This is a genomic window from Bacillus thuringiensis (genome assembly GCF_001182785.1).
In the GTDB taxonomy this organism is placed as follows: Bacteria; Bacillota; Bacilli; order Bacillales; family Bacillaceae_G; genus Bacillus_A; species Bacillus_A thuringiensis_S.
In genome coordinates, this window is sequence record NZ_CP012099.1 from 2,124,236 (window position 1) to 2,147,190 (window position 22,955).

Genomic DNA, 22,955 nt, shown 5'->3' on the forward strand with positions numbered 1-22,955 from the left:
GCTTTTTTTCATGATATAATTCAAGCGTAGGACAAGTTTTGAAAACGCTGTAAAAAGGGGATTTAATATATGAATTATGAAGATTTTAAAGAAGTAATTCACGGAAGACGAAGTGTTAGAAAGTTTACAGATCAAGAAGTATCTATTAATGATATAAAAGAAATAATTGATTGTGCTCGTTACGCACCGAGTGATACGAATTCACAAACGTGGGAATTCTTGGTTATTATGAATCGAGAGAAGATTAAAGAAATTGAACAAATGACATGGGGTGCATTACATAAACTTGCGACAAAAGCAGCAGAAAATGGAGAAGAGAAAGCAGGGAAATTACTTACACGTTCTTTCGGACCATATGCGACAGCTTTCTCTGAGGCACCAGTATTAATCGTATGTTTGGCAACACCATATGAATCAAAGTTTCGTGAAAAGATATTTGATCCAATTGCTTTTGTTCCAGATTCAGTTTGGGAAGAAGAAGGGATTAAGAGTAGCTGTTTAGCTGCACAAAACTTAATGTTAGCTGCACATGCAAAGGGACTTGGTACTTGTCCAATGACAGGGCCAGTATTGCTAGCTCAAGATGAACTGCGCCAATATTTACAAATTGAGCCTGAAAAACAAATAAATATGGTTATTTCACTCGGATTTCCGAAAGATAAGCCAAAAAAGCTTCCAAGAAAAGAAGTAGAAGAAATCACAACATTTGTTTTTTAAAGTGCTACATAGAAAAGACATTGGACATATCAATGTCTTTTTATTTTTGAGCGGGTATTATATCGATTTGTTGGGCTAAAATGATAAATAAGAAGGAATTACTATTTATTTCATAAAAAAAATTAATGTTCTATTAAGGAAAGTATGATACATTAATCGTGAGCAAGCTTCTATATGTTCATAAAAGTTTTAAATGTTGTCTTAAAATTTAAACGTTATTTTTGTATAATAAATTATAATCAAATGACAGGGGGGATGGATTTTGAAAAAATTCATAATCACTGGATTGTCTGTATTGTTATTAGTAGGTTGCGGTGCTCCGCAGGAAAAAGAGGACGCGCAATCAAAACAGGAAGAACAAGTTGTAAACGCAAGTGATGAGAATATGGTTGTATTTCCTGAAGGTGCAATGTCAATTGGAGAAGGGAAAGTAAAAGTTATTACTCCAGATGGTACTTCTGAAAATGGCAATATACCGACTGTATTCATCAAAAAGGATACTTTAATTCAGCAAGTTGAATTAGAACTTTCTAATTTTCAAAGTGATAAAGAAACATTCATATTTGTAGATCAAATGTATACAGATAAACATCAAGTAACTAGTACAACGCAGACAACAGTACAATTAAAAGAAAAGACGCTAGAAACAGGTAGTCATACAATTACTGCAGTTCAGTATGAAAATAATGATCCGAAAGGAAAAGTTATTAGTTTTAATCAAGCGACGTTTGAAACAAAACCAGCGTCTTAATATGAATAAAAAGTACATTACTCAAAAAGTAATGTGCTTTTTTGTTTGGACTAGAGTGTGCAAGAGTGACTAACTTGTTTCGTTTTCTAATACGATTAAGAAGGAAGAAATCACTTGTTTCTACTATCACAGAGAAAGAGGTTGAAGATGTGAATCGGTGTGTTCTTTTCTTCGTGATTAGTATAATACTGTAAGTAATGTAGTTTACGATCCAAGAAGTTATTCAAATTATGCTTAATTATCGAGTTTGTGACTTCGTAATAGGAGCTAGTTGTTTTACCATTGTGTATCTATTATATCCCGCATTAATGGGCAGTAAGACCTCGCCTTAAAACTCGGTATATGTGAGGAGATTAGGTTGGATATCAACTGTCCGATTGGTTTAACTAATAATCATTGGAGATGAACAAACTCTCGAATGATTAAAGTTTCACTTTATGATAAACTCGAATTAAGGTAAGTTTTACAAGAAAAATGTAGGTATTTCATTTGAAATGTCGAATAGTACATACGATGTCGTAATAACAAATTTTCTATTGTTTACTGTGAAACAGAAGAAGGAGAGATAATAGTTATGAAACGAGCTCTTATTAATATTGATTATACATATGATTTTGTAGCGGAAAAAGGTGCTTTAACTTGCGGAAAACCAGGCCAAGAAATTGAGAAGGAAATTGTACATATAACGAAGCAATATATTAAAAATGGCGATTATGTAGTGTTTGCAATTGATAAACATGAAGAAAATGATGAATATCATCCCGAAGCGAAATTATTCCCTCCTCATAATATAGCAGGTACAAATGGTAGAGACTTATTCGGTGAATTACAAGATGTATACGAAACATATAAAAATGCTGAAAATGTATATTACATGGATAAAACACGATATAGTGCATTTGCAGGAACCGACTTAGAAATGAAGTTAAGAGAAAGAGGAATAGAAGAAGTTCATCTTGTAGGTGTTTGTACTGATATTTGTGTTCTTCACACAGCAGTAGACGCTTATAATAAAGGATTTAAAATTGTTGTTTATGAAAAGGCAGTTGCATCTTTTAATGCGCAAGGGCATGAATTTGCACTTGGACATTTTAAATCTTGTTTACATGCAGAAGTGAAATGAAAAAGAGGCCTTTAAAAAGGTCTCTTTTTTGCGTTTAAACTGAGACGATATTTTGCTCAATTAATTTTTTTATGAATGGGCTAATATTTTGTGGTAGCTCATTTAAATTAAAAAATTGTACATGTAATGATTCGACTCCATCAGCTTTTAGCAAGCCACCTGTAATATCTTTGCAAAGGTAAGCGATTGTTATAGGGTAAAATTCATCTCCGTTCGGTAATTTCATAAAAAATTCTTTACCTGAAAATACAGTTGCTAGCTGAAGTGTACCAATTTCGATTCCGGTTTCTTCAAGTACTTCTCGTCTTCCGGCTGCTTCTATAGATTCACCAAGTTCCACAAAACCTCCTGGAACGCCCCACATGCCATGTCGCCTTTGTTGTAGTAGTATTTGTCCTTGTTCATTGAAAACAGCTACCGCAACGCCTGCTAAATTAAGCGGTCTTGATCCAACAACTTCTCTTAGTTCTTCAATATATCCCATTGCTTGTAACCTCCGTGAGTAATAATATTTTCAAATGAACTATTCGATATTATGTAAATGTTTTCCTTTTGTTAGGGTGGGTAGTGTAGTCTTAAAGTAAAGTCATAAAAAAATTCAATTGCTAGCTCCCTTTAGGTTATGAAAAAGGGTATATTTATAGAAGAATGTCTAATGAATTTTAAAAATATAGCAGCTTTGTATAGAATTTTTATTAGTTAAGGAAGTGGATGGATGAGTTTATTAACGTATACTGAAGAATTTTTTAATTATGTAAGGGAGTTTTTACTTTTAAGATTTTTACTATTTGCTTTAGTTTTAATCATTATTTCGTTTGTAATAAACCGTATTATTGATTGGTTTTTTAGGAAATCAAGCTTTTTTGATGAAGAGGTAGAGCAGACGATTCAAAGTGTAATTCGATCTATTTTTAGATATATCATTATCATCAGTCTTATCATATATTTAATTAGCCAATTTGTAGATATAAAAAGTATTATTGCAGGTGCAGGGATAGCTGGAGTTGTCATCGGTTTTGCAGCACAACAGATGCTAAAAGATGTTATATTAGGCTTTGCAAGATTAGCGGACAAAGAGTTTCGAGTTGGTGATTTTGTAACTTTTAACGGAACAAATTCAGGAACTATTGAAGAGATTAGTATTCGTTTTATGCAAATACGTGAATGGTCAGGAAAACTACTTACCATCCCGCACGGAGAGATTAGAACGATACAAAATTTTAATAAAGGATGGATGCGTGTAATTGAACGCATCACGGTAAGTTATCAGGAAGATCCAACAAGAGTGAAGGAATTGTTAGAAGAAGTATGTGTTATATGCAATGAAAAATTGGATCAAACTCTTTATAGAGTAGAGGATGACGCTGTTGAACCATTTAAATACGTCGGTGTTACAGACTTAAATCCTAACCTGAAATATGTTGGCTATGAATTTTGTATTACAGGTTTAATAAAGCCAGAAGATTATTTTGAAACTTCTAGACAAGTAAGATTTGAATTAATGTCTATGTTTCATAAGAATCAAGTGCAAATGCCAGCAGCGAATATGGTTGTTACTACTGAAAGTTTACAGCATATCCATGGTGGACAATCTTTATCGGACAGCTAAAGTAGGATCGTTTGTTAACAAAAATTTTGCTTCCAACATTGGATAGAATAACAATAATAAAATGATTGATATAAAGAAAGGGCTGAAGGGATTCGGTTCTTTTTTTATTTATAGAATTTAGAAATTTCTTAATGTTATAATTGTAGTTGGTGATGAGAATGAACTTTGAAGAAAAAGAGATGCATCGTTTAGAAGCATTAAAAGAAATTGCTGAATTATTAAATGAAGCAACAAACTTACAGGATATGTTAGAAAAAGTATTGCATACATTGTTACAAGTTATGAATTTACAAACAGGGTGGATCTTCTTTATTGATGAAAGTGGAAAGCACCGTATGCTTGTAGACGAAAATTTACCACCAGCTCTTACGTGGCAAGAGAAGAAGCCGATGTGTGAAGGGGACTGTTGGTGTGTAGAACGTTTTGTGAATGGGAGATTGGAAAAAGCGACTAATATTATTGAATGTAAGCGAATAGAAGATGCAATTGAATGTAATTGGGGAGAGACAGAAGATGTTACACATCATGCGACAATTCCACTTAGGTCTGGATCAGAAAAATTTGGTCTACTAAATGTGGCTGCACCTCATAAGACTCATTTTTCAGAGGAAGAGTTAGCGTTATTAGAATCAATTGCATTTCAAATTGGAACGACAATACAACGTATTCAATTAGTTGAGAAAGAACGTAAATATGTAGTGGTAGCGGAAAGAAATCGACTTGCACGTGATTTACATGATTCAGTAAAACAATTGTTATTTTCTATTATGCTAACAGCGAAAGGTACTCTGAATATGACGCAAGATAGAGAATTGCAAGAGATGTTAAGTTATATTGGGGAATTATCACAAGAAGCATTACAAGAGATGACTCTATTAATTTGGCAATTAAGACCTGAAGGATTAGAGAAAGGGTTAGCAGAAGCAATTCAAAATTACGGGAAGTTATTAGGAGTTCAAGTGGAAGTTCGAATTGATGGGATGGTTTCAATTGGGGATGAAATAGAAGAAGTTTTATGGCGTATTAGCCAAGAGGCGCTACATAATTGTAAAAAGCATGCTTCGTGTGAAAAGGTACATGTTCTTTTGAAAATAGAAAATAACCAGTTACATTTTTACATAGAAGATAATGGAATAGGATTTATACAAGAGCAAGTAAGGGAGTCAGCACTTGGCCTGAAAAGTATGAAGGAACGTATTCAGTTAATGAAGGGATCGTTTCAAATTATAACAGAGCTGAGAAAGGGAACAAAAATAGAAATTCAATTGCCGATTTGAAGGGGAGAATAAGATTGAAGATTAAATTGCTACTAGTTGAGGATCATCATATTGTTCGAAGAGGACTTGTATTCTTTTTGAAAACGAGAGAAGAATTTGAAATTATTGGGGAAGCGGAAAATGGCGAAGAGGCATTACATTTCGTGCAAAAAGAAAGACCGGATGTCGTACTAATGGATGTATCGATGCCGAAAATGGATGGAATTGAGGCAACAAAACGTCTAAAGCAATACGATGAGACGATAAAGGTACTTATATTAAGTAGTTTTTCAGAGCAAGATTATGTTATACCAGCACTTGAAGCTGGAGCAGATGGTTATCAATTAAAAGAAGTACAACCTGAGCAACTTGTGGCTTCAATTATTGCAGTACATCAAGGAAATGCGAATTTTCACCCGAAAGTAACACCTGCATTAATGGGGCGTTCTGCAGTAAAGAAGGAAATAGAAAATCCTTTTTCGATGTTAACGAAAAGAGAGCAAGAGGTACTTCGCGAAATTGCGAAAGGAAGAAGCAATAAGGAGATTGCAGCAGAACTTCATATTACAGAACAAACTGTGAAAACACACGTTTCAAACGTTTTAGCTAAATTGGAAGTGGATGATCGTACGCAAGCCGCATTATACGCAGTGAAACATGGGGAGAATTATTCATAAGTATGAATAATTCTGTTATATCGTATGACAGAATACATAGGAGCGATTAAAATTTATAGTAATCCCTAATATAGGTTTTTCTTCTTTCAATAATTAGGTACAATAAAGTGAAACTCTAATCAGTGGGGGATCATCCCCACTGATTATTAGTTAAACTAATCGGTTTTTACAGGATAAAGCTACGATGGAAGAGGAGGATATGCTATGCCTGGTACAAGAAGTGGGATTGGAAAGATTCAGGCTTCGTTAAATGGTTTATCACCGAAATTGCGAAGTATTGCCGAACATATTTTGAAACATCCACAAGATGTTGTACATAAATCTATTACAGAATTAGCTGAAGTTACGAATAGTTCCGAAGCTACGATATTCCGCTTATGTAAACACCTTGGTTTGCAAGGTTTTCAAGATTTAAAGATTACATTAGCTCGTGAAATTGTACATACACCGATGCAAAATATTCATGAAGAGGTATCAGCAGAAGATAGTATGGTAACTGTTGCTAAAAAAGTTTTTCATTCGCATATTACAGGATTGCAAGATACTTTACATTTGCTAAATGAAACAGCACTTGAGCAGGCTGTACGAGCCTTGCAAGAAGCAAGTCGAATTGAGTTTTATGGAAATGGTGGCTCTGGTATTATTGCGATGGATGCGTATCATAAGTTTATGAGAACGGGTATTTCTTGTATCGCTCATACTGATTCACATTTTCAAATTATGGGAGCAGGTTTACTCTCGGGAAATTCAGTTGTTATTGGCATTTCTCATTCTGGTAGCAATAAAGGATTACTTGAAGCGTTAGAAGTAGCGAAAGCAAGAGGGGCCAAAATTATTGCGATTACGAGCTATAAGAAATCAGCATTAAGTCAACTTGCTGATATAACGTTATATACATCAACACGTGAGACTGAATTCCGCACAGAAGCAAGTTCATCACGATTAGCACAGTTAAGTTTATTAGATACTTTGTATGTAGGGTTGTCGCTGCAGCGACAAGAGGAAACTCTAAAAAATTTACAAAGTATACGTGAAACGATTTCGATGAAGCGAATATAAAAAAGCTCTTCAAATGAAGAGCTTTCAGACTGTAGACCAATTATTTTTGGAGAGTTCAAATGCTAAAAATAGTTTGTCTCTTATTTTATGGATAATTTATCCAATGCTATTTATATGTAGTGCTTTCTATAGTATAAGTGAGGAAGGTGTCTTATGAAAATATCCGTTTATGTTGCAAGTGCATTTAGCAAGGATCATAAAGGCGGAAATAAAGCAGGAGTGGTATTTATTGAGAATACAAATACATTGACCACTACTCAAAAAATGACAATAGCCAAACAATTGGGTTATGCGGAAACCGCATTTATATCAGAATCTGAAATTGCTGATTATAAATTTGAGTATTTTACACCAAAAGAAGAAGTTGATTTATGTGGTCATGCCACAATTGGCTCTTTCGCGATACTGATGCATTTAAATAAACTTTTCAGGAATCGCTATACGATTGAAACGAACAGAGGTGTTCTTACTATTACCATAAAAGATGACATCATATTCATGGAACAAAATAAACCGATATTCTATGATGTTGTATCTCCAAACGAGTTCATCGACTGTTTTGACATTAAAGATATAGACAATAAATACCCAATTCAAATTGTCTCCACGGGCTTAAAAGATATTTTAATTCCTATAAAAAGCGAAACACAATTACATGCACTGCAACCTAATTTTGAAAAAATTAAAGAAATCAGCAAGTATTATAATGTTGTCGGGATGCATCTATATACTTTTAATGACAATCGAATTATATGCAGAAATTTTGCTCCACTATACGACATTAATGAAGAAGCAGCGACTGGAACTTCAAACGGTGCATTAGCTTGCTACCTTTATGAACAGCACTATTTGCAAAAAGAAGTCTATGTATTTGAACAAGGTTATTCTTTACACTCGCCTTCCGAAATATTAGTTAAATTAGCAACCAATAGCAAGAATAAAATAGAAAAAGTTTATGTTGGCGGCAAAGGCTATTACTGTGAAACTAAGTGTTTAAATGTAGAAAATGTTGAGTGAAGAGCTTTTTTATCGATGAGAAGTTTGTTAATTTATTTTCTTTTAGAAATGTATGACTTACTTATAAGCAGTGATAAACTCTCATTTTTTAAAATCTAAAATAAAAACCGATTTATGTAATAATTCAAATATTGTTCATAATTTCACAATTTGTTTATGAAGTATCATGTTATGATGAACATGTAATGATGATTGAACACTTAAATTTGGTACGGTAACTAGCCAAAGTAGTGGGGAAAGTAGTTGTGAGATAAACTCATTAAAACGCTAAAACACTAAAGGGGAGATCACATATGAAAGCAGTAGTGGTTAATAAAAACAGCAAAGCAAACATCGAAGTGATTGAAAAAGAATTACGTCCGTTACGCTCAGGTGAAGCGTTAGTAGATGTAGAGTATTGTGGAGTTTGCCACACTGATTTACACGTTGCGAATCATGATTTTGGTAACACTGATGGCCGTATTCTTGGTCATGAGGGTGTAGGTGTTGTTACGAAAATAGCTGATGATGTTACTTCACTAAAGATAGGTGACCGTGTAAGTATCGCATGGATGTTCCAATCTTGTGGACGTTGTGAATATTGCGTAACTGGTAGAGAAACATTTTGCCGTGAAGTTAAAAACGCAGGTTATTCAGTAGATGGTGGTATGGCTGAACAATGTATCGTTACAGCTGATTATGCGGTAAAAGTACCAGAAGGATTAGATCCTGCTCAAGCATCATCAATTACATGTGCTGGTGTAACTACATATAAAGCTATTAAAGTATCAGATATTAAACCTGGTCAACCTATTGTAATCTATGGCTGCGGTGGATTAGGTAACTTAGCTATCCAATATGCCAAAAATGTATTTGGTGCAAAGGTAATCGCAGTAGACATTAATGACGACAAATTAGCCTTAGCAAAAGAAGTTGGTGCTGATATGATTATCAATCCAATTTCTCAAGGTCCTGCTGATAAAATTGTTCAAGAGGAGCTTGGTGGCGCTTATGCTGCTGTAGTAACAGCAGTCTCTAAAGTAGCCTTTAACTCAGCAGTTGATGCAGTACGTGCTTGCGGTAAAGTAGTTGCAGTAGGGCTACCAGTAGAAACTATGGATTTAAACATTCCGCGACTTGTACTAGATGGAATTGAAGTAGTTGGTTCTCTAGTTGGTACTCGTAAGGACTTAGAAGAGGCGTTTATGTTCGGGGCAGAAGGAAAAGTAGTGCCGGTTGTTCAAACCTGTTCTCTAGATAAAGTACAAAATGTATTCGAAGAAATGGAACAAGGTAGAATTCAAGGGCGTATGGTAATTGATTTTAAACAGCATAGTTGCGATTGCAAATAATTCACTTTAAATATAAAAAGCATGAGTCTAGCGAAGGACATGTAAAAAAGTTAGACGGCATAAAAAGATGATCCCTGTATTTAATAGGGATCATCTTCTTTATATTCTACTAATATCAATGCCAATTAATATTTGATTAATGAAAAATGATTAAAGGTTCACTTTATTTGCAAACGAAAAAGAATCTTTATGTTTAACAAATTTTTTATGATTTGGAACGGTTTGAATTGCTACAACTTGCGAATCTCTTGCTTTCAGTGCATCTTGAATCCCGATTGTCATAAGCTTAATAAATAGAATCGTAATAAAGAATGAAACGAGAGTATAAAAAATAATCCACCATGAAAGATTCATTTCATAACGATTTAATCCAATAAGGCCTGCCCAATCATTAGATAGAGAAACAGGTTTGAGCACTCCGTCATAGAGTTCACGCATTTGTATCCCGCCAATTACAATGTCAAGCAACGCCAAATGGATAACGAGTATGAGTGCTTGGACGATATGTTCCATAAATACCACAAATAAGCGATCAAGTAATAAGACTCGTAAGTGTTTTTTGATAATATGAAAACGGCTAGCACCCAGTAATTGTGAACTTAAAATGTAATCTTGTTTCATAAATTCATCGACTTCTGAGGATATATATAAAGAAAGTGTAGGCAGAGCCACGAAAATAAGTACGAGTACTTGATAAAACGCAAATGAAATATTTGGGTCTAATCTATCAGCATTTGATACGATTACAATATTAACGGGCGTGATGAGTATAAATGCGATAAATAAAGTTGGAATATAATAAAAAACTTCTGAGCATGATTGGAAAAATTTCTTGAATTTTGGAGCATATAAACTTAAGAGGATTCCTATACATGTTCCGAATAAAATTCGAAAGAAGCTAATTGCCACGGCTAATAAAATGGTGAATTTTGCTCCTTCTACAATTTGTAAGAAAACAGACTCTCCAAAACGATCAGATCCAAAAGGCGGAATTAACGATGGTGGAAAGGGGGCCTTTCCAAGTAATTCGTTATTGTCATTGTAAAGTAACTGAGGAGGTTTTGGGATGTTATCTTTAAAGAACCAACTATAAATAAAACTAGCTGAAATAAGTATGAATAGATAAGTAAAGCCGATTAAAAAGCGTTTTGATTTCCAAATAGATTTCATAATGATACTCCTTTCAATTGCTTTTTCCATCTATTCATCATGAATGAGACTATGTGGAAAAGGGCATAAAACGGTAAAATAATCATAACAAGTATGATAAATGCAGCTGGAGGTGAAACAAACGCCTTTTTAAATAAAAATTGAATAATGCCTTCCATATTAAAAACAAATTCTAAAATGAATAAGTTAGAAAGTAAGAAAACGAAAATCGTTTTTAAATGATGGAAGAAATGGATAGATATATTTTTGAATAAATGAATGCATAGTATATAACTTGATGAAAGGCCTTTTCCATATGCAACCTCTACGTAATGTTTTCCTTCTTCTTCTTTTATGTATAACACCATCATCCGAAACATTTGTAATGTAGGTAAGACAGCTAATGATAAAATAGGGAGTAAATAAGCTCGATTTTCATTAAAAGAAATAATAGTGACAGGAGATTCCCCGAATTTCTGAAGTACCCATATGAAAAATATTTGCAAACAAATCATCATCATCATATCAGGGACAGCTTCTAATATGAACACAATTCGGTTTATCCATTTTTTTATATAATCTTTTGCTAAAAAATAAAAAAATGCCATGCTAGATGATAGAAAGAGAGCAAGAAAAAAGGCTGAAAATAATATAGTAAATGAATATAGGTAAGGTTCTAAAACAGTTGGAAATAATGGTGTTTTTTTGAAATGGCCAAACTTCGGGTCTGATCCTATAATCACTAATGATTCAGGAGAGAAGACCTGTTTTAACATGGTAACGATCTGATTAAAAAAATAAATTGGTTGAAAGGTAAACCCTTGTTGAGTGATAAATAAATAAGGTAAATTTAATAATAGTAAGAGTGATAAAAGAATTGATGAAAGCTTAATTGTGAATTGAGATATTTTATTTAACATTAAATCCCTCCGACATCTTTTTACAACATTATACAATAAATCCTATATTATTGTTTTACTTTTCTGAAAAATAAAAATACTATTAAATTTTATAGTATGCAAGATATATTTACAAGATAAAAAAGTGATAGTAGGGGGCCGCGCTCTATGTTTATCAAGATAAAAGGACTAGTGAATCTAAAATAATAAACAAGAGCAAAATGCACAGAATTCTTATTCTGCGGATAGTTACTTTTCTTGGCTTGATGGTGATGTTACGTGATCCCTAAAAATGAATATTGCTTCTCAACGCTTTTTCATGCAAATGAGTAGAACGTATGGAGGACTATGTATGTGTTGTTAATGAGAGGAAAGAGTGTATTGCGTAACGCAATATAACGTAATTTTACCGCACGGAAAAGCTAAATTTAGTATATAAGTGAAATGGAATGAGGGGGATATATTTTTCGTTATGAAAAAAAATTTCTTTTTATAACTTGATAAACGAAAAAATATTTTATACACTAATTCATGTAAGCGGTTTACTAAATCGTGTTTTGCTAGAAATGAAGGGAAGATTCGCATGGAAACAAGGGGGAGAGTAATCGGGATTGATATCGGTACCACAAGTACGAAAACGGTTGTTTTTACAGAAAAAGGAAAAGTTATTGCATCACATGCAATCGATTACCCAATTATTCAACCGAACGTAGGATGGGCTGAGCAAGATCCTGATGTAATATGTGCCGCTGTATACAAAAGTGTAAGCGTTGCCATTGAAAAGGGTAATGTATTACCAGAAGATATTTCTTCGATCGGTATTAGTGCAGCTATGCACGCATTAATTGCAGTAGATGAAAATGGTACGCCATTAACGCGTTCTATCATTTGGGCAGATAATCGAAGTACGAAGCAATCAGAAAAATTATTACATCAAATGAATGGGCATGAAATTTATAGACGTACAGGTACACCGATCCATCCAATGTCACCACTTTCTAAATTGTTATGGATGAAAGAAGAGGAACCAGAGTTATATACAAGTGCTTATAAATTTATTTCCATTAAAGAGTATGTGATTTACCAATTATTTTCACGCTACGTCGTTGATTATTCGATTGCTTCTGCTACGGGGTTATTTAATTTAGAAACATTAAATTGGGATGAAGATGTTTTAACGATGTTACATATGTCACCAGAACAATTATCAACCCCTGTACCAACTACATATATTTTATCAGGTATGAAGTCAGAATTAGCACAGAAGATGGGGATAAGTGCAGAGACACCAATTGTCATCGGAGCAAGTGATGGGGTTCTTGCAAATGTAGGAGTTGGGGCGATATCACCGGGTGCGGCTGCAATTACGATTGGAACGAGTGGTGCGGTTCGAACAATCTCATCAAATATAAATACAGATGAGAAAGGGAGAACGTTTTGTTACGCATTAACAGATGAGCACTGGGTAATCGGTGGTCCAACGAATAATGGTGGAATATTACTGAGATGGTTACGTGATGAATTTGGTAGTCCAGAGCAAGAAGTTGCAAGGAAGCTCGGAATTGATCCTTATGATTTATTAATTAAATATGCAGAAAGCGTACCAGCTGGAGCGGATGGGCTATTGTTTTTACCTTTCTTATCTGGAGAACGCGCACCTTACTGGAATGCAAATGCTCGTGGTACATTCTTTGGAATCAATCTTCAACATAAGCGAGAACATTTTATACGTGCAGTGATGGAAGGTGTTTGTATGAGTGTATATTCAGTAGCACTCGCAATCAGGGACTGTACAGGGCCACTTACTGAAATACGAGTTTCAGGAGGGTTTGCGAAATCTGCATTTTGGAGACAAATGTTGTCCGATATGATGGGGAAAGAATTGCTTGTACCTGAAAGTCATGAAGCATCTGCGCTTGGGGCAGCGGCAGTTGCTTTATATGCTGTAGGAAAAATTGATTCTCTTGAAGAGGTAAAGGATTGGATTGATATTGTCCATCATCATGTACCGAATAAAGAAAATACGGCTATATATTTAGAAATGTTTTATATGTATGAACGACTTTACAATCGTTTGAAAGAAGAATTTGATTGTATAGCTGCTTTCCAACGTAAACAATAGGGGGATTGGGAGAAATGGTAGTTGGGATCGTACTAGCGGCAGTTGTCATACTACTTTTACTTATTACGGTAGTAAAATGGCATCCATTTGTCGCATTAATTTTAACAGCAATTGGTGTAGGATTGGCAATGGGAATGCCTTTAATTGGAACTTCACCAAAAGATCCAGGGATTATTGATTCTATTAAACTAGGGCTTGGTAATATGTTAGGCTTTTTAGCAATAGTTTTAGCGCTAGGAACGATGCTTGGAAAAATGATGGCCGAATCTGGCGGTGCTGAACGTATCGCTAACACATTAATTAATCGTTTTGGGAAGAAACGAGTTCACTGGGCGATGATGTTCGTTGCATTTTTAGTAGGGATTCCGGTATTTTTCCAAGTTGGATTTGTCCTATTAATTCCGTTAGTATTTACAATTGCGTTAGAAACTGGGGTATCACTTATTACAATCGGTATTCCGCTAGTAGCAGGACTGTCAGTCGTACACGGACTTGTTCCACCGCATCCAGCGGCAATGGCGGCAGTTGGTATTTTTAAAGCAGATGTAGGGAAGACAATTTTATATGCGTTAATTGTCGGACTTCCAACTGCAATTATTTCAGGTCCACTTTATGGGAAATGGATTGGTGCTCGTATCCATAAGGAAGTACCATTAGATATAGCGGAGCAATTTATTGAAAGAGATAAGAAGAAAGAACTTCCTAGCTTCGGAAATACATTGTTTACTATTTTACTTCCAGTATTTCTTATGCTTGGTGCATCCATTGCTGAAGTAGCGTTACATAAAACGAGTCAACTTGCACAAGTGTTACACTTTATTGGAGATCCAATAGTCGCTTTATTAATTGCAACGATTTATTCTTTCTTTAGCCTTGGTTATGCAAAAGGATTTTCTAAAGATAAAGTATTACAATTTACAAATGATTGCCTTGGGCCAATTGCAAACATACTGTTAGTAATTGGTGCTGGTGGTGCATTTAATAAGGTGTTATTAGATTCTGGAATTGGTACTACAATTGCTGAAATGGCGAAAGAATCACATATTTCACCAATATTACTTGGATGGGGAATTGCTGCACTTATCCGAGTTGCAACAGGATCGGCAACTGTTTCTATGATGACAGCAGCTGGAATTGTAGCACCGATTGCAGCAAGTACACCTGGTGTAAATGTTGAACTACTAGCACTTGCAACAGGCGCAGGGTCATTAATTTTATCACACGTGAATGATTCGGGATTTTGGATGATTAAAGAATATTTCGGAATGACTGTGAAAGAAACATTATTAACATGGACCGCAATGGAGACTATACTATCAGTTGTAGCACTTGGATTAATTTCGATATTAAATATATTTGTATAGAATGGGAGATTGATTAATATGAAACTAGGTTTAATTGGATTAGGAAAAATGGGATTCCCATTAGCTGAACACTTACATGAAGACAAGCATGAAGTAGTTGTATACGATGTAAATAAAGAGCTTGTAGAAAAGGCAGGAAAACTAGGAATTACTGCACGTCATACATTAAAAGAAATGATCGCTGAATTAGAAGCTCCTCGTACGATCTGGGTAATGGTGCCTGCAGGAGAAGTTGTAGAGTCAGTATTAAAAGATGTGTATCCGTTATTAGATGAAGGTGATATCGTTATTGAAGGTGGAAATTCATTCTATAAAGATACGTTACGCCGTGCTGAAGAAGCAAAAAGCTTCGGATTACATTATGTAGATATCGGTACATCTGGCGGTGTAGAAGGAGCTAGATACGGTGCTTGTTTAATGGTTGGTGGAGAAAAAGAAATTTATGACCAATTAGAACCTTTATTTAAAGATTTAGCAGTAGAAAATGGCTATTCTTATGCTGGCCGCGTTGGTAGTGGTCATTTCTTAAAAATGGTTCATAACGGTATTGAGTACGGCATGATGCAAGCAATCGCTGAAGGATTTGAAGTACTAGATAAGAGTGACTTTGATTTCAATTATGAAGATGTTGCAAAAGTATGGGCGAACGGATCAGTAATCCGCGGTTGGTTAATGGACTTAACTGAAAAAGCATTTGCAGATGATCCTAAACTTGATGGCATTAAAGGTGTAATGAACTCTTCAGGAGAAGGGAAATGGACTGTTGAAACTGCGCTTGAGTTACAAGCAGCGGCACCAGTAATCGCGATGTCATTATTTATGCGCTATCGTTCTCAGGAAGATGATACATTCCATGGAAAAGTAGTTTCAGCACTACGTAATCAGTTCGGTGGACATGAAGTTGTAAAAAAATAAGGATGTTTTTGAAAAGAAACTTGTGCATAAGCGCAAGTTTCTTTTTTATAGTTTAAGAAATTACTAATTTACAAATACCAATCAATCATCGTTTTTTTGTCACAAATGACAGCTTCAACATTCATTGATTGAACAATATATTCTATATTTTCTTCTTTAGCTAATAATAAGGTTGTAAAGGAATCGTATATACTCATAAACGCATACTCATTGTCTTCGCCAGTAATAATTAACTCATTATTGCTAATGTCCCAAATATCTAATGGAGTAGTATTATTTACCTGTAATAATCCGTTTGTATCAAGAATTGGTTCAGAGAAATATAGATTTCTTGCACCTCTAGAACCGAGGAGTTTAAGTAATTTGTGTAATGAAAATATAGACGTATAATCTTCTGTTGGATAATAAAAATCTTTTTTTAAGTTTGAATGTAGCTTTTCAGCTAAATCCTCTCTTTTATATTCTTCTGAAAAGGCACTAATGGAAGTCAACATGGCCATTGCTAGGTCTGCGTATGAATGTAATCCACTACAAGACATCATTTCCTTCCAAGAAACGGATTTCCCATTATGAATGATTTCTTCAGCGCTAGGATAGATGTGCTCATATGGTCTTTTTCTCACAGACTTTTCCCATCCTAAAGGCATTTGGACAAAAGGATGTAGCAATATAGCTGCAGATTTAAAGTTTCTTGGTAGTTGTTCTAAAATTGGTGATTTGTCATCTAGCCAAATGTAATCCAACAAAATATAACCTCCTCTTAGACTTTGAAATGTACGGATTCCCGTATTATGTTTTTTTTGTATTGATTGTATCAAATATAAAGCGAAGCATGAAATATGTCCCAACATAAAAGTAAGAATAAATAAAATGAAGTTTTCATAAATAGTAAAAGGGTGCTTATGTCATCAGTATAGCTAAAAAATGTTGTTACATATGAGAAGAGCGTGTTAATAAAATATGAGGTGGTTAAATGGGAAATGAGCAAGTGAAGTCTGTAAAGGAAGAAAAAAAGTTATGTCTTTGTATGATCGTCAAAAATGAGTCTAGAATTATGGAAAGATGTTTAAATGCAACAAAATCAATTGTAGATTATGTTTCTATTTGTGATACTGGATCGACGGATAATACGCCTGAAATTATTGGAAATTGGTGTAAGGAAAATGAGATACCTGGGACAGTTCATCATGAGCCGTTTAAAAACTTTGGTTATAACAGAAGCTTAGCAGTTTCATTAGCGCAAAAAACATATCCAGAAGCGGATTATTTATTAATATTAGATGCGGATATGATTTTAGAGGTTGATCCGAATTTCGATAAAACGAGCTTAACGGAAGATCATTATCTTACATTGCAATATGATGTTCATATTAAATATTGGCTTACACGTCTATTAAAAGCTTCTTTACCATGGAAATCTGTCGGTGTTACTCATGAGTATTGGGATATAGATCGTTCAAAAGTTGGAGCGAATTACAATACGAGGGTAGATCGGTTAGAGACTCTTGTCGTGAATGATCCCGGAGATGGGGGGAGTAAAGCTGATAAATTTGAAAGAGATGAGAGGTTGTTGTTACAAGGAATAAATGACCCAGAAACAACGCCAGATTTGCATATAAGATATTTATTTTATTTAGCCCAGACTTATTTTCATTTAAGTCAATTTGAAGATTCGATTAAATGGTATAAAAAACGAGTGGAAGCAGGGGGATGGGTTGAAGAGGTATTCTATTCGTTATTGCGAATAGGATTTTGTTATGAGCAGTTAGCAAATCGTTCAGCAAATAAACAAAATGAAGTGACAGATGCTGATGAAAAAGAAAATGTTAAAGGGCAAGAAGAGCAATATTTAGCATTAGCTGTTTTTTATTTTCAAAAAGCGTGGGAATATAGACCAACTCGGGCTGAGCCATTATACCAACTTGCAAGGTTGTATCGATTACGATCTCAAAACAATATTGCTTTGATGTATGCTCTGCAAGGGAAGGAAATTCCTTTTCCAAAGGATGATCTTCTATTTGTAGATTATCATGTGTATGATTACTTATTTGACTATGAAATTTCTATTAGTGCTTTCTATATACCTCATAAAAAACATTTAGGGGCCGTGTCGCAAAAGTATTTGGAATCGATTAAAGAAGAGATTCCATTTCATATAGCAAATATAGTAGAGAATAATGCGAAGTTTTATTAAATACATTTTCGGTTAAAGGAGTAGTGGAGTAATCATGGAATTAATGCGATGGGCGATTGAACTAGGAGAATCGGTGCATGGAAATACGTATGAAGAATTGATGCCACTACTAGACTATTATTATGATCGTGATCATTTAAAAGCGTATTGTATCGCAAATCTTCTTTTAAACATGGATGTATTAGATGAACATCGTGAAAGAATCGAATTAAGAAGATGCATCGCTGCTTATTATGCTGGATTATATAAAGTAGCAAGAAAACATGCAAATGAGTTAGCACTCAAACATCCGGATGTAGATTTATATAAAAATAATTTAAAATTAATGGAAGCTTATTTGAATAAAGAATATGATTATTGTCTTTTTATATGCCCAAAGACATACGGTAGTTTCATAGATGTTGCGCGAGCTTTAAAGTGGCGGTTGGAGCAGGAGGGAAATACAGTAATTATATCAGAAACAATACTGGAAAATGTAAAGAATACAGTTGTTTTTGGAGCACATACATACGCATATAACCCGAATCTTCTTCCGAAAGATGCAATTATTTATAATTTAGAACAGCTATACGAAGGAAGTCCATATGCGCATCCCCTTTATTTAATATTATTAAAAGATAGAGTGATTTGGGATTATAGTAAACAAAATATAGAATGGCTAAAACAAAAAGGGGTAGGAAAAGAAATAAAACATGTAAAAATGAACTATGCTCCAACTTTGGAAATAAAAAAAGATGCATTTGAAGATGACATTACTGAAGATATTGATATTCTGTTTATAGGTGCTCTTAATCCGAGGCGGCAAGCTATTTTTGATCATCTAAAAGCGATTGCCCCGAATTTAAATATAGTTTTTAAAAATAATGCGTGGGGAATTGTTAGAAATGAATTGATTGCTAGAGCTAAAATTATATTAAATATTCATTTTTACTTATCAGGAATTCTTGAAACACCTCGCGTGTCTTATGCAGTCGCAAATAAGAAATTTATTATTTCCGAAAATAGTAATCCAGAAGATGAGGTAGAGTGGCCGGGAATTGTATTTACTCCGTACGAAAAAATAATTGAAAACGTAATGAAATATATAGAATTACCAGAAGAACGGAAAAAATTAGCGGGAAAAGCATATAATCATTTTGAAGCAAATGAAAGTTTAGGTACATTGAGTCTGAGAGATGAAACGAAGTAATTGTGCGAAACTCATACGAAAGTATGAGTTCTTTTTTGTTTATCATACTATTTTATGAAACAAGTTAACTCTTTATATCGTGTTTTGTATAGAAATTTCTGATAATATATAAGTAGAACTTGAAAACAAAGGGGAGAAATAATCATGAAACTAGTCGTTATTAACGGTACACCAAGAAAATTTGGTAGAACTCGCGTGGTGGCAAAATATATTGCGGATCAATTTGAAGGGGAATTATATGATTTAGCAATTGAGGAGTTACCTTTATACAATGGAGAAGAGTCACAACGTGATTTAGAGGCAGTAAAAAAATTGAAAACGTTAGTGAAAGCTGCGGATGGGGTTGTATTATGTACACCAGAATATCATAATGCGATGAGCGGTGCGCTGAAAAACTCTTTAGATTACTTAAGTAGTAGTGAATTTATTCATAAACCAGTTGCGTTGTTAGCGGTTGCTGGTGGCGGTAAAGGTGGAATAAATGCATTAAACAGCATGCGAACGGTCGCTAGAGGTGTTTATGCAAATGCCATTCCAAAACAAGTTGTGCTTGATGGATTACATGTGCAAGATGGTGAACTTGGGGAAGATGCCAAACCATTAATTCATGATGTAGTTAAAGAATTAAAAGCATATATGAGCGTATATAAAGAGGTGAAAAAGCAACTAGGAGTGGAGTGATATGTCCTCACTTTATCATGATTCTCGCTTGTATTACATTCTAGGGGCCAATAGTCTATCTGCTATTGGTTCCGGAATTGTTATGATAACGATTCCGTGGCTGTTAATTAAAGAGAGTGGAGGAGAGACAACGTTTGGCTATGTTTCTATCATTGCAACCCTCATTATGTTTTTATTAACACCATTCATTGGGCAAAGTATTGATCGTTTTTCAAGAAAATCTTTATTGCTATGTAACGAAGGAATCGGAATTGCCGTAATTGGAATAATGGTTATATGGGGATTTGCGGGGCAACCTTATTATTCTATTCACTATATTCTTATTTATATAGCCGGATCATTCTATTATTTATTATTTTATCCTACAATATTTGCGTTCAACCAAGAGATATTTCAAGCGGAACATTATAAAAGTTTAAGTGGAACGATGGAAATACAAGGACAGTTAACACAAGTTATTTCTGGAGCGGCCGCGAGCTTCTTAATTGAAATTGTATCTTTGAAGTGGATTTTGTTAGTAGACATGTTAACTTTTGCTGGAGCATTTTTTCTTTTCTTATGTATACCGTACGTAAAGAAAAAAGAAGTGAAAAGAAAAATAACATTTAAGAAGCAATTGTTTGAAGGAATTCACTTTATGAAAAAACGTCCTAAGCTCTTTTGGTTCTTACTGGCCACTTATATGCCGTTTATAGGTGTTATGATGGCAAATTATTTAATACCAGTTTATATTTCGGATATACTTAAAGCCAATGCCTCTGTATACGCAATAGAGGGGATGATGTACGGTGTTGGAGCGGTTGTTGCAGGAATCTGTATTCCACTCATAATGAAATATGTAAAAACAGAAGTTTCAATCGTTATGACGATGTTCATTTATGTAATTTCAATTACCGTAATGATTATTGAACCTTCCGTAATTTTCTTATATGGACTTGCAATTTTTCATGCAGTTGGAAATGCGGGTACAAGAGTGGCGAGAAATGTATTGATGATGGAGGAAATTCCAAATGAAGTAATGGGACGTGTAGACAGCTTATTTCGCCTAATTGGTACTGGAATACGAATTTTATTATTAATGTTGTTTACAGCGGGTGTATCTAAAGTCGGAGTCATGCTGCCGTTTTACGTATTAAGTTGCATATTGATCTTCTCATTAGGAATCGCTATTTATTATGTACTATCACAACGTAAAGTAGCGGCGCATGTTTCTAATAAATCAATCGTTTGAAAAAACACTTCTGCCTCCCTTTCTTTTTCTATATAATAACAAGAAAGGGAGTGAATACTTATTTATGAACAAATGGATCTTTCTTATGATTTTATTATTACCGCCACTATACATCCTTTATATGACCTTTCGAATGAACAAAGTTACTCGTGAAAAGTTGAGCTATCACTCTCCGTACGTTCTTATACTGGGTGCAAAGTTATTTGGAGATAGACCGTCTTTATCTCTTCAAAATCGTTTGGATGTAGCGTTGGAGTATTTATTTTCCCATCCTGAAGCGAAAGTAATTGTTTCGGGTGGTCAAGGAGAAGATGAAGATATACCGGAAGCTCACAGCATGAGAAATTATTTAATGGTACACGGTATAGATGAGAGTCGTATTTTAATAGAAGATCAATCTACAAATACGTATGAAAACTTAAAATTTAGTATGGATTTATATAATGTGAAACATGCGGTAGTTGTAAGTAATACGTATCATTTATATCGAACAAAAATAATTGCAAAGCGTTTAGGCATGAAGATGGAGGCACTAGCTGCTGAAACGCCAATGCGTTCTAAGAGAAAAATGTATGTTCGCGAATATGCTGCTATTATGAAAACAATATTGTTCGACCGTTAGAGCTCAAATGCGAGCTCTTTTTTAATTTAAAAGCGTATCATTTGAAATGAATGCCATATTCCATCAAAATAAAGGAAACAACAGTAAAGGAGTTGTGTTTGTGATTCAATTTAATCATGTGTCAAAATCGTATGAAGATGGCACGAAAGCAGTGGATTCATTGCATTTAGAAATTAAAAAGGGAGAATTTTTCGTTCTCATCGGTCCGAGTGGTTGTGGGAAAACAACGACAATGAAGATGATTAATCGTTTAATCGAAACGACTGAAGGATCGATTTTAATCGATGGAAAAGATATTCAACAATATAATATAAACGAATTACGTTGGGATATAGGATACGTGTTGCAACAGATTGCTTTATTTCCTCATATGACAATCGCTGAAAATATTGCAGTTGTTCCTGAAATGAGGCAATGGAGCAAAAAGGAAATAAAAGCACGCGTCGATGACTTGTTACATATGGTTGGATTAGATCCGGATATATATCGAGATCGTATGCCTGATGAATTATCAGGAGGACAAAAACAACGTGTCGGTGTCGTGCGAGCATTAGCCGCAAACCCGAAAATCGTTCTTATGGATGAACCATTTAGTGCGCTAGATCCGTTAAGTAGGGAACAGCTTCAGAAGGATATTGTACAGTTGCAAAAAAAGATTCAAAAAACAATCGTGTTCGTAACACATGATATGCAAGAAGCATTATCACTTGGAGATCGCATTTGTATTATGAAAGAAGGAAAAGTTGTTCAACTTGATACACCAGAAGGAATTATACATAATCCGAAAAATGAATTTGTAGAGGAGTTCATTGGAAATCGTGGACGAACTTGGTATGAGGGGAAAAGTGTAGCAGATGTATTGCCGCTTGACGAAAGTGTGCAATTAGAAGGGCAGGCACTATCATTACATGCTTCTTTACAAGAAGCGTTAGTTCGTGTGCGTGATGAGGAGGTCGTTCCAGTTGAAGAAAATGGTCAATATATTGGAGCGTTAACAAGTCGTCATATTGTCAATTACATTGTTGAACAAATGAAGGAAAGAGGCTAAA

Annotated in this window: 21 protein-coding genes and 1 pseudogene; 18 read left to right on the forward strand and 4 right to left on the reverse strand. The window is 34.5% G+C overall.

Annotated elements, in window-relative coordinates; translation table 11 throughout:
* The first annotated feature begins 69 nt into the window (after positions 1 to 69).
* The 3 genes from AC241_RS11110 (at position 70) to AC241_RS11125 (ending at position 2,591) form a co-directional block, all read left to right on the forward strand.
* Complete coding sequence (locus tag AC241_RS11110; protein WP_016081776.1) at positions 70 to 717, forward strand: nitroreductase family protein; 648 nt, start codon at positions 70 to 72, stop codon at positions 715 to 717.
* Between the two features lie 262 nt (positions 718 to 979).
* Positions 980 to 1,468, forward strand: coding sequence for a putative periplasmic lipoprotein (locus AC241_RS11115; protein ID WP_000713494.1), 489 nt, complete (start codon positions 980 to 982; stop codon positions 1,466 to 1,468).
* 574 nt (positions 1,469 to 2,042) lie between these two features.
* The gene (locus AC241_RS11125; RefSeq protein ID WP_048564119.1) at positions 2,043 to 2,591 is read left to right on the forward strand and encodes a cysteine hydrolase family protein; all 549 of its coding nucleotides are present in this window, start codon (positions 2,043 to 2,045) and stop codon (positions 2,589 to 2,591) included.
* Positions 2,592 to 2,625: 34 nt separating this feature from the next.
* Here AC241_RS11125 and AC241_RS11130 read toward each other — a convergent pair whose 3' ends face one another.
* Complete coding sequence (locus AC241_RS11130) at positions 2,626 to 3,075, reverse strand: NUDIX hydrolase (protein WP_043936543.1); 450 nt, start codon at positions 3,073 to 3,075, stop codon at positions 2,626 to 2,628.
* A 231-nt stretch (positions 3,076 to 3,306) separates the two neighbouring features.
* Here AC241_RS11130 and AC241_RS11135 point away from each other — a divergent pair, with 231 nt between their 5' ends.
* The 6 genes from AC241_RS11135 (at position 3,307) to adhP (ending at position 9,540) form a co-directional block, all read left to right on the forward strand.
* Entirely contained in the window at positions 3,307 to 4,200 is an 894-nt protein-coding gene (locus tag AC241_RS11135; protein ID WP_016081774.1) for a mechanosensitive ion channel family protein, read from the forward strand.
* Positions 4,201 to 4,358: 158 nt separating this feature from the next.
* Entirely contained in the window at positions 4,359 to 5,477 is a 1,119-nt protein-coding gene (gene casK / locus AC241_RS11140; protein ID WP_029442220.1) for a two-component system sensor histidine kinase CasK, read from the forward strand.
* Positions 5,478 to 5,491: 14 nt separating this feature from the next.
* The gene (casR, locus tag AC241_RS11145) at positions 5,492 to 6,133 is read left to right on the forward strand and encodes a two-component system response regulator CasR (RefSeq protein WP_016081772.1); all 642 of its coding nucleotides are present in this window, start codon (positions 5,492 to 5,494) and stop codon (positions 6,131 to 6,133) included.
* Between the two features lie 204 nt (positions 6,134 to 6,337).
* Complete coding sequence (locus AC241_RS11150; RefSeq protein ID WP_016081771.1) at positions 6,338 to 7,192, forward strand: MurR/RpiR family transcriptional regulator; 855 nt, start codon at positions 6,338 to 6,340, stop codon at positions 7,190 to 7,192.
* A 153-nt stretch (positions 7,193 to 7,345) separates the two neighbouring features.
* Positions 7,346 to 8,209: a PhzF family phenazine biosynthesis protein gene (locus tag AC241_RS11155; protein ID WP_050843440.1), complete on the forward strand. Its 864-nt coding sequence runs from the start codon at positions 7,346 to 7,348 to the stop codon at positions 8,207 to 8,209.
* Positions 8,210 to 8,502: 293 nt separating this feature from the next.
* Positions 8,503 to 9,540 (forward strand): alcohol dehydrogenase AdhP, encoded by a 1,038-nt coding sequence (gene adhP, locus AC241_RS11160; protein WP_029442224.1) that lies wholly within the window; start codon positions 8,503 to 8,505, stop codon positions 9,538 to 9,540.
* 150 nt (positions 9,541 to 9,690) lie between these two features.
* On the opposite strand, the gene AC241_RS11165 is transcribed toward adhP, so the two are convergent.
* Complete coding sequence (locus AC241_RS11165; RefSeq protein WP_048564118.1) at positions 9,691 to 10,710, reverse strand: ABC transporter permease; 1,020 nt, start codon at positions 10,708 to 10,710, stop codon at positions 9,691 to 9,693.
* Positions 10,707 to 11,609 carry an ABC transporter permease subunit gene (locus tag AC241_RS11170; RefSeq protein WP_048564117.1) on the reverse strand — a complete coding sequence of 301 codons (903 nt, stop codon included), beginning with the start codon at positions 11,607 to 11,609 and terminating at the stop codon, positions 10,707 to 10,709. Before AC241_RS11170 ends, AC241_RS11165 begins: the two co-directional genes overlap by 4 nt.
* A 562-nt stretch (positions 11,610 to 12,171) precedes the next feature.
* On the opposite strand from AC241_RS11170, the gene gntK reads away from it, so the two are divergent.
* The 3 genes from gntK to gnd are packed head-to-tail and all read left to right on the forward strand — an operon-like array spanning position 12,172 to position 15,989.
* On the forward strand, positions 12,172 to 13,710 hold the full coding sequence (gene gntK / locus AC241_RS11175; RefSeq protein ID WP_043936541.1) for a gluconokinase: 1,539 nt from the start codon (positions 12,172 to 12,174) through the stop codon (positions 13,708 to 13,710).
* Between the two features lie 14 nt (positions 13,711 to 13,724).
* Complete coding sequence (locus AC241_RS11180; protein ID WP_050843441.1) at positions 13,725 to 15,074, forward strand: GntP family permease; 1,350 nt, start codon at positions 13,725 to 13,727, stop codon at positions 15,072 to 15,074.
* Between the two features lie 18 nt (positions 15,075 to 15,092).
* Positions 15,093 to 15,989, forward strand: a complete 897-nt coding sequence (gnd, locus tag AC241_RS11185; RefSeq protein WP_000765981.1) for a phosphogluconate dehydrogenase (NAD(+)-dependent, decarboxylating) — start codon at positions 15,093 to 15,095, stop codon at positions 15,987 to 15,989.
* A 68-nt stretch (positions 15,990 to 16,057) separates the two neighbouring features.
* Here the strand turns inward: gnd and AC241_RS11190 are convergent.
* Positions 16,058 to 16,823: pseudogene (locus AC241_RS11190) on the reverse strand (DUF2711 domain-containing protein).
* Between the two features lie 139 nt (positions 16,824 to 16,962).
* On the opposite strand from AC241_RS11190, the gene AC241_RS11195 reads away from it, so the two are divergent.
* The 6 genes from AC241_RS11195 to AC241_RS11220 all read left to right on the forward strand — a co-directional run bounded on the left by AC241_RS11195 (position 16,963) and on the right by AC241_RS11220 (position 22,954).
* Positions 16,963 to 18,183 (forward strand): glycosyltransferase, encoded by a 1,221-nt coding sequence (locus AC241_RS11195; protein WP_000526233.1) that lies wholly within the window; start codon positions 16,963 to 16,965, stop codon positions 18,181 to 18,183.
* 34 nt (positions 18,184 to 18,217) lie between these two features.
* Positions 18,218 to 19,372, forward strand: a complete 1,155-nt coding sequence (locus tag AC241_RS11200; RefSeq protein ID WP_050843442.1) for a CgeB family protein — start codon at positions 18,218 to 18,220, stop codon at positions 19,370 to 19,372.
* A 144-nt stretch (positions 19,373 to 19,516) separates the two neighbouring features.
* The gene (locus AC241_RS11205) at positions 19,517 to 20,053 is read left to right on the forward strand and encodes an NADPH-dependent FMN reductase (protein WP_000780355.1); all 537 of its coding nucleotides are present in this window, start codon (positions 19,517 to 19,519) and stop codon (positions 20,051 to 20,053) included.
* 1 nt (position 20,054) lies between these two features.
* Entirely contained in the window at positions 20,055 to 21,284 is a 1,230-nt protein-coding gene (locus AC241_RS11210) for an MFS transporter (protein WP_043936539.1), read from the forward strand.
* 64 nt (positions 21,285 to 21,348) lie between these two features.
* A complete protein-coding gene (locus AC241_RS11215) occupies positions 21,349 to 21,906 on the forward strand; it encodes a YdcF family protein (protein WP_043936538.1) in 558 nt (185 codons plus the stop codon).
* Between the two features lie 100 nt (positions 21,907 to 22,006).
* Complete coding sequence (locus AC241_RS11220) at positions 22,007 to 22,954, forward strand: ABC transporter ATP-binding protein (RefSeq protein WP_050843444.1); 948 nt, start codon at positions 22,007 to 22,009, stop codon at positions 22,952 to 22,954.
* Position 22,955 lies beyond the last annotated feature (1 nt).

Coding starts and splice junctions, on each gene's coding strand:
- AC241_RS11110 (WP_016081776.1), top strand. CDS start 70: ATGAATTATGAAGATTTTAAAGAAGTAATTCACGGAAGACGAAGTGTT.
- AC241_RS11125 (WP_048564119.1), top strand. CDS start 2,043: ATGAAACGAGCTCTTATTAATATTGATTATACATATGATTTTGTAGCG.
- AC241_RS11130 (WP_043936543.1), bottom strand. CDS start 3,075: ATGGGATATATTGAAGAACTAAGAGAAGTTGTTGGATCAAGACCGCTT.
- AC241_RS11135 (WP_016081774.1), top strand. CDS start 3,307: ATGAGTTTATTAACGTATACTGAAGAATTTTTTAATTATGTAAGGGAG.
- casK (WP_029442220.1), top strand. CDS start 4,359: ATGAACTTTGAAGAAAAAGAGATGCATCGTTTAGAAGCATTAAAAGAA.
- AC241_RS11150 (WP_016081771.1), top strand. CDS start 6,338: ATGCCTGGTACAAGAAGTGGGATTGGAAAGATTCAGGCTTCGTTAAAT.
- AC241_RS11155 (WP_050843440.1), top strand. CDS start 7,346: ATGAAAATATCCGTTTATGTTGCAAGTGCATTTAGCAAGGATCATAAA.
- adhP (WP_029442224.1), top strand. CDS start 8,503: ATGAAAGCAGTAGTGGTTAATAAAAACAGCAAAGCAAACATCGAAGTG.
- AC241_RS11165 (WP_048564118.1), bottom strand. CDS start 10,710: ATGAAATCTATTTGGAAATCAAAACGCTTTTTAATCGGCTTTACTTAT.
- AC241_RS11170 (WP_048564117.1), bottom strand. CDS start 11,609: ATGTTAAATAAAATATCTCAATTCACAATTAAGCTTTCATCAATTCTT.
- gntK (WP_043936541.1), top strand. CDS start 12,172: ATGGAAACAAGGGGGAGAGTAATCGGGATTGATATCGGTACCACAAGT.
- AC241_RS11180 (WP_050843441.1), top strand. CDS start 13,725: ATGGTAGTTGGGATCGTACTAGCGGCAGTTGTCATACTACTTTTACTT.
- gnd (WP_000765981.1), top strand. CDS start 15,093: ATGAAACTAGGTTTAATTGGATTAGGAAAAATGGGATTCCCATTAGCT.
- AC241_RS11195 (WP_000526233.1), top strand. CDS start 16,963: ATGGGAAATGAGCAAGTGAAGTCTGTAAAGGAAGAAAAAAAGTTATGT.
- AC241_RS11200 (WP_050843442.1), top strand. CDS start 18,218: ATGGAATTAATGCGATGGGCGATTGAACTAGGAGAATCGGTGCATGGA.
- AC241_RS11205 (WP_000780355.1), top strand. CDS start 19,517: ATGAAACTAGTCGTTATTAACGGTACACCAAGAAAATTTGGTAGAACT.
- AC241_RS11210 (WP_043936539.1), top strand. CDS start 20,055: ATGTCCTCACTTTATCATGATTCTCGCTTGTATTACATTCTAGGGGCC.
- AC241_RS11215 (WP_043936538.1), top strand. CDS start 21,349: ATGAACAAATGGATCTTTCTTATGATTTTATTATTACCGCCACTATAC.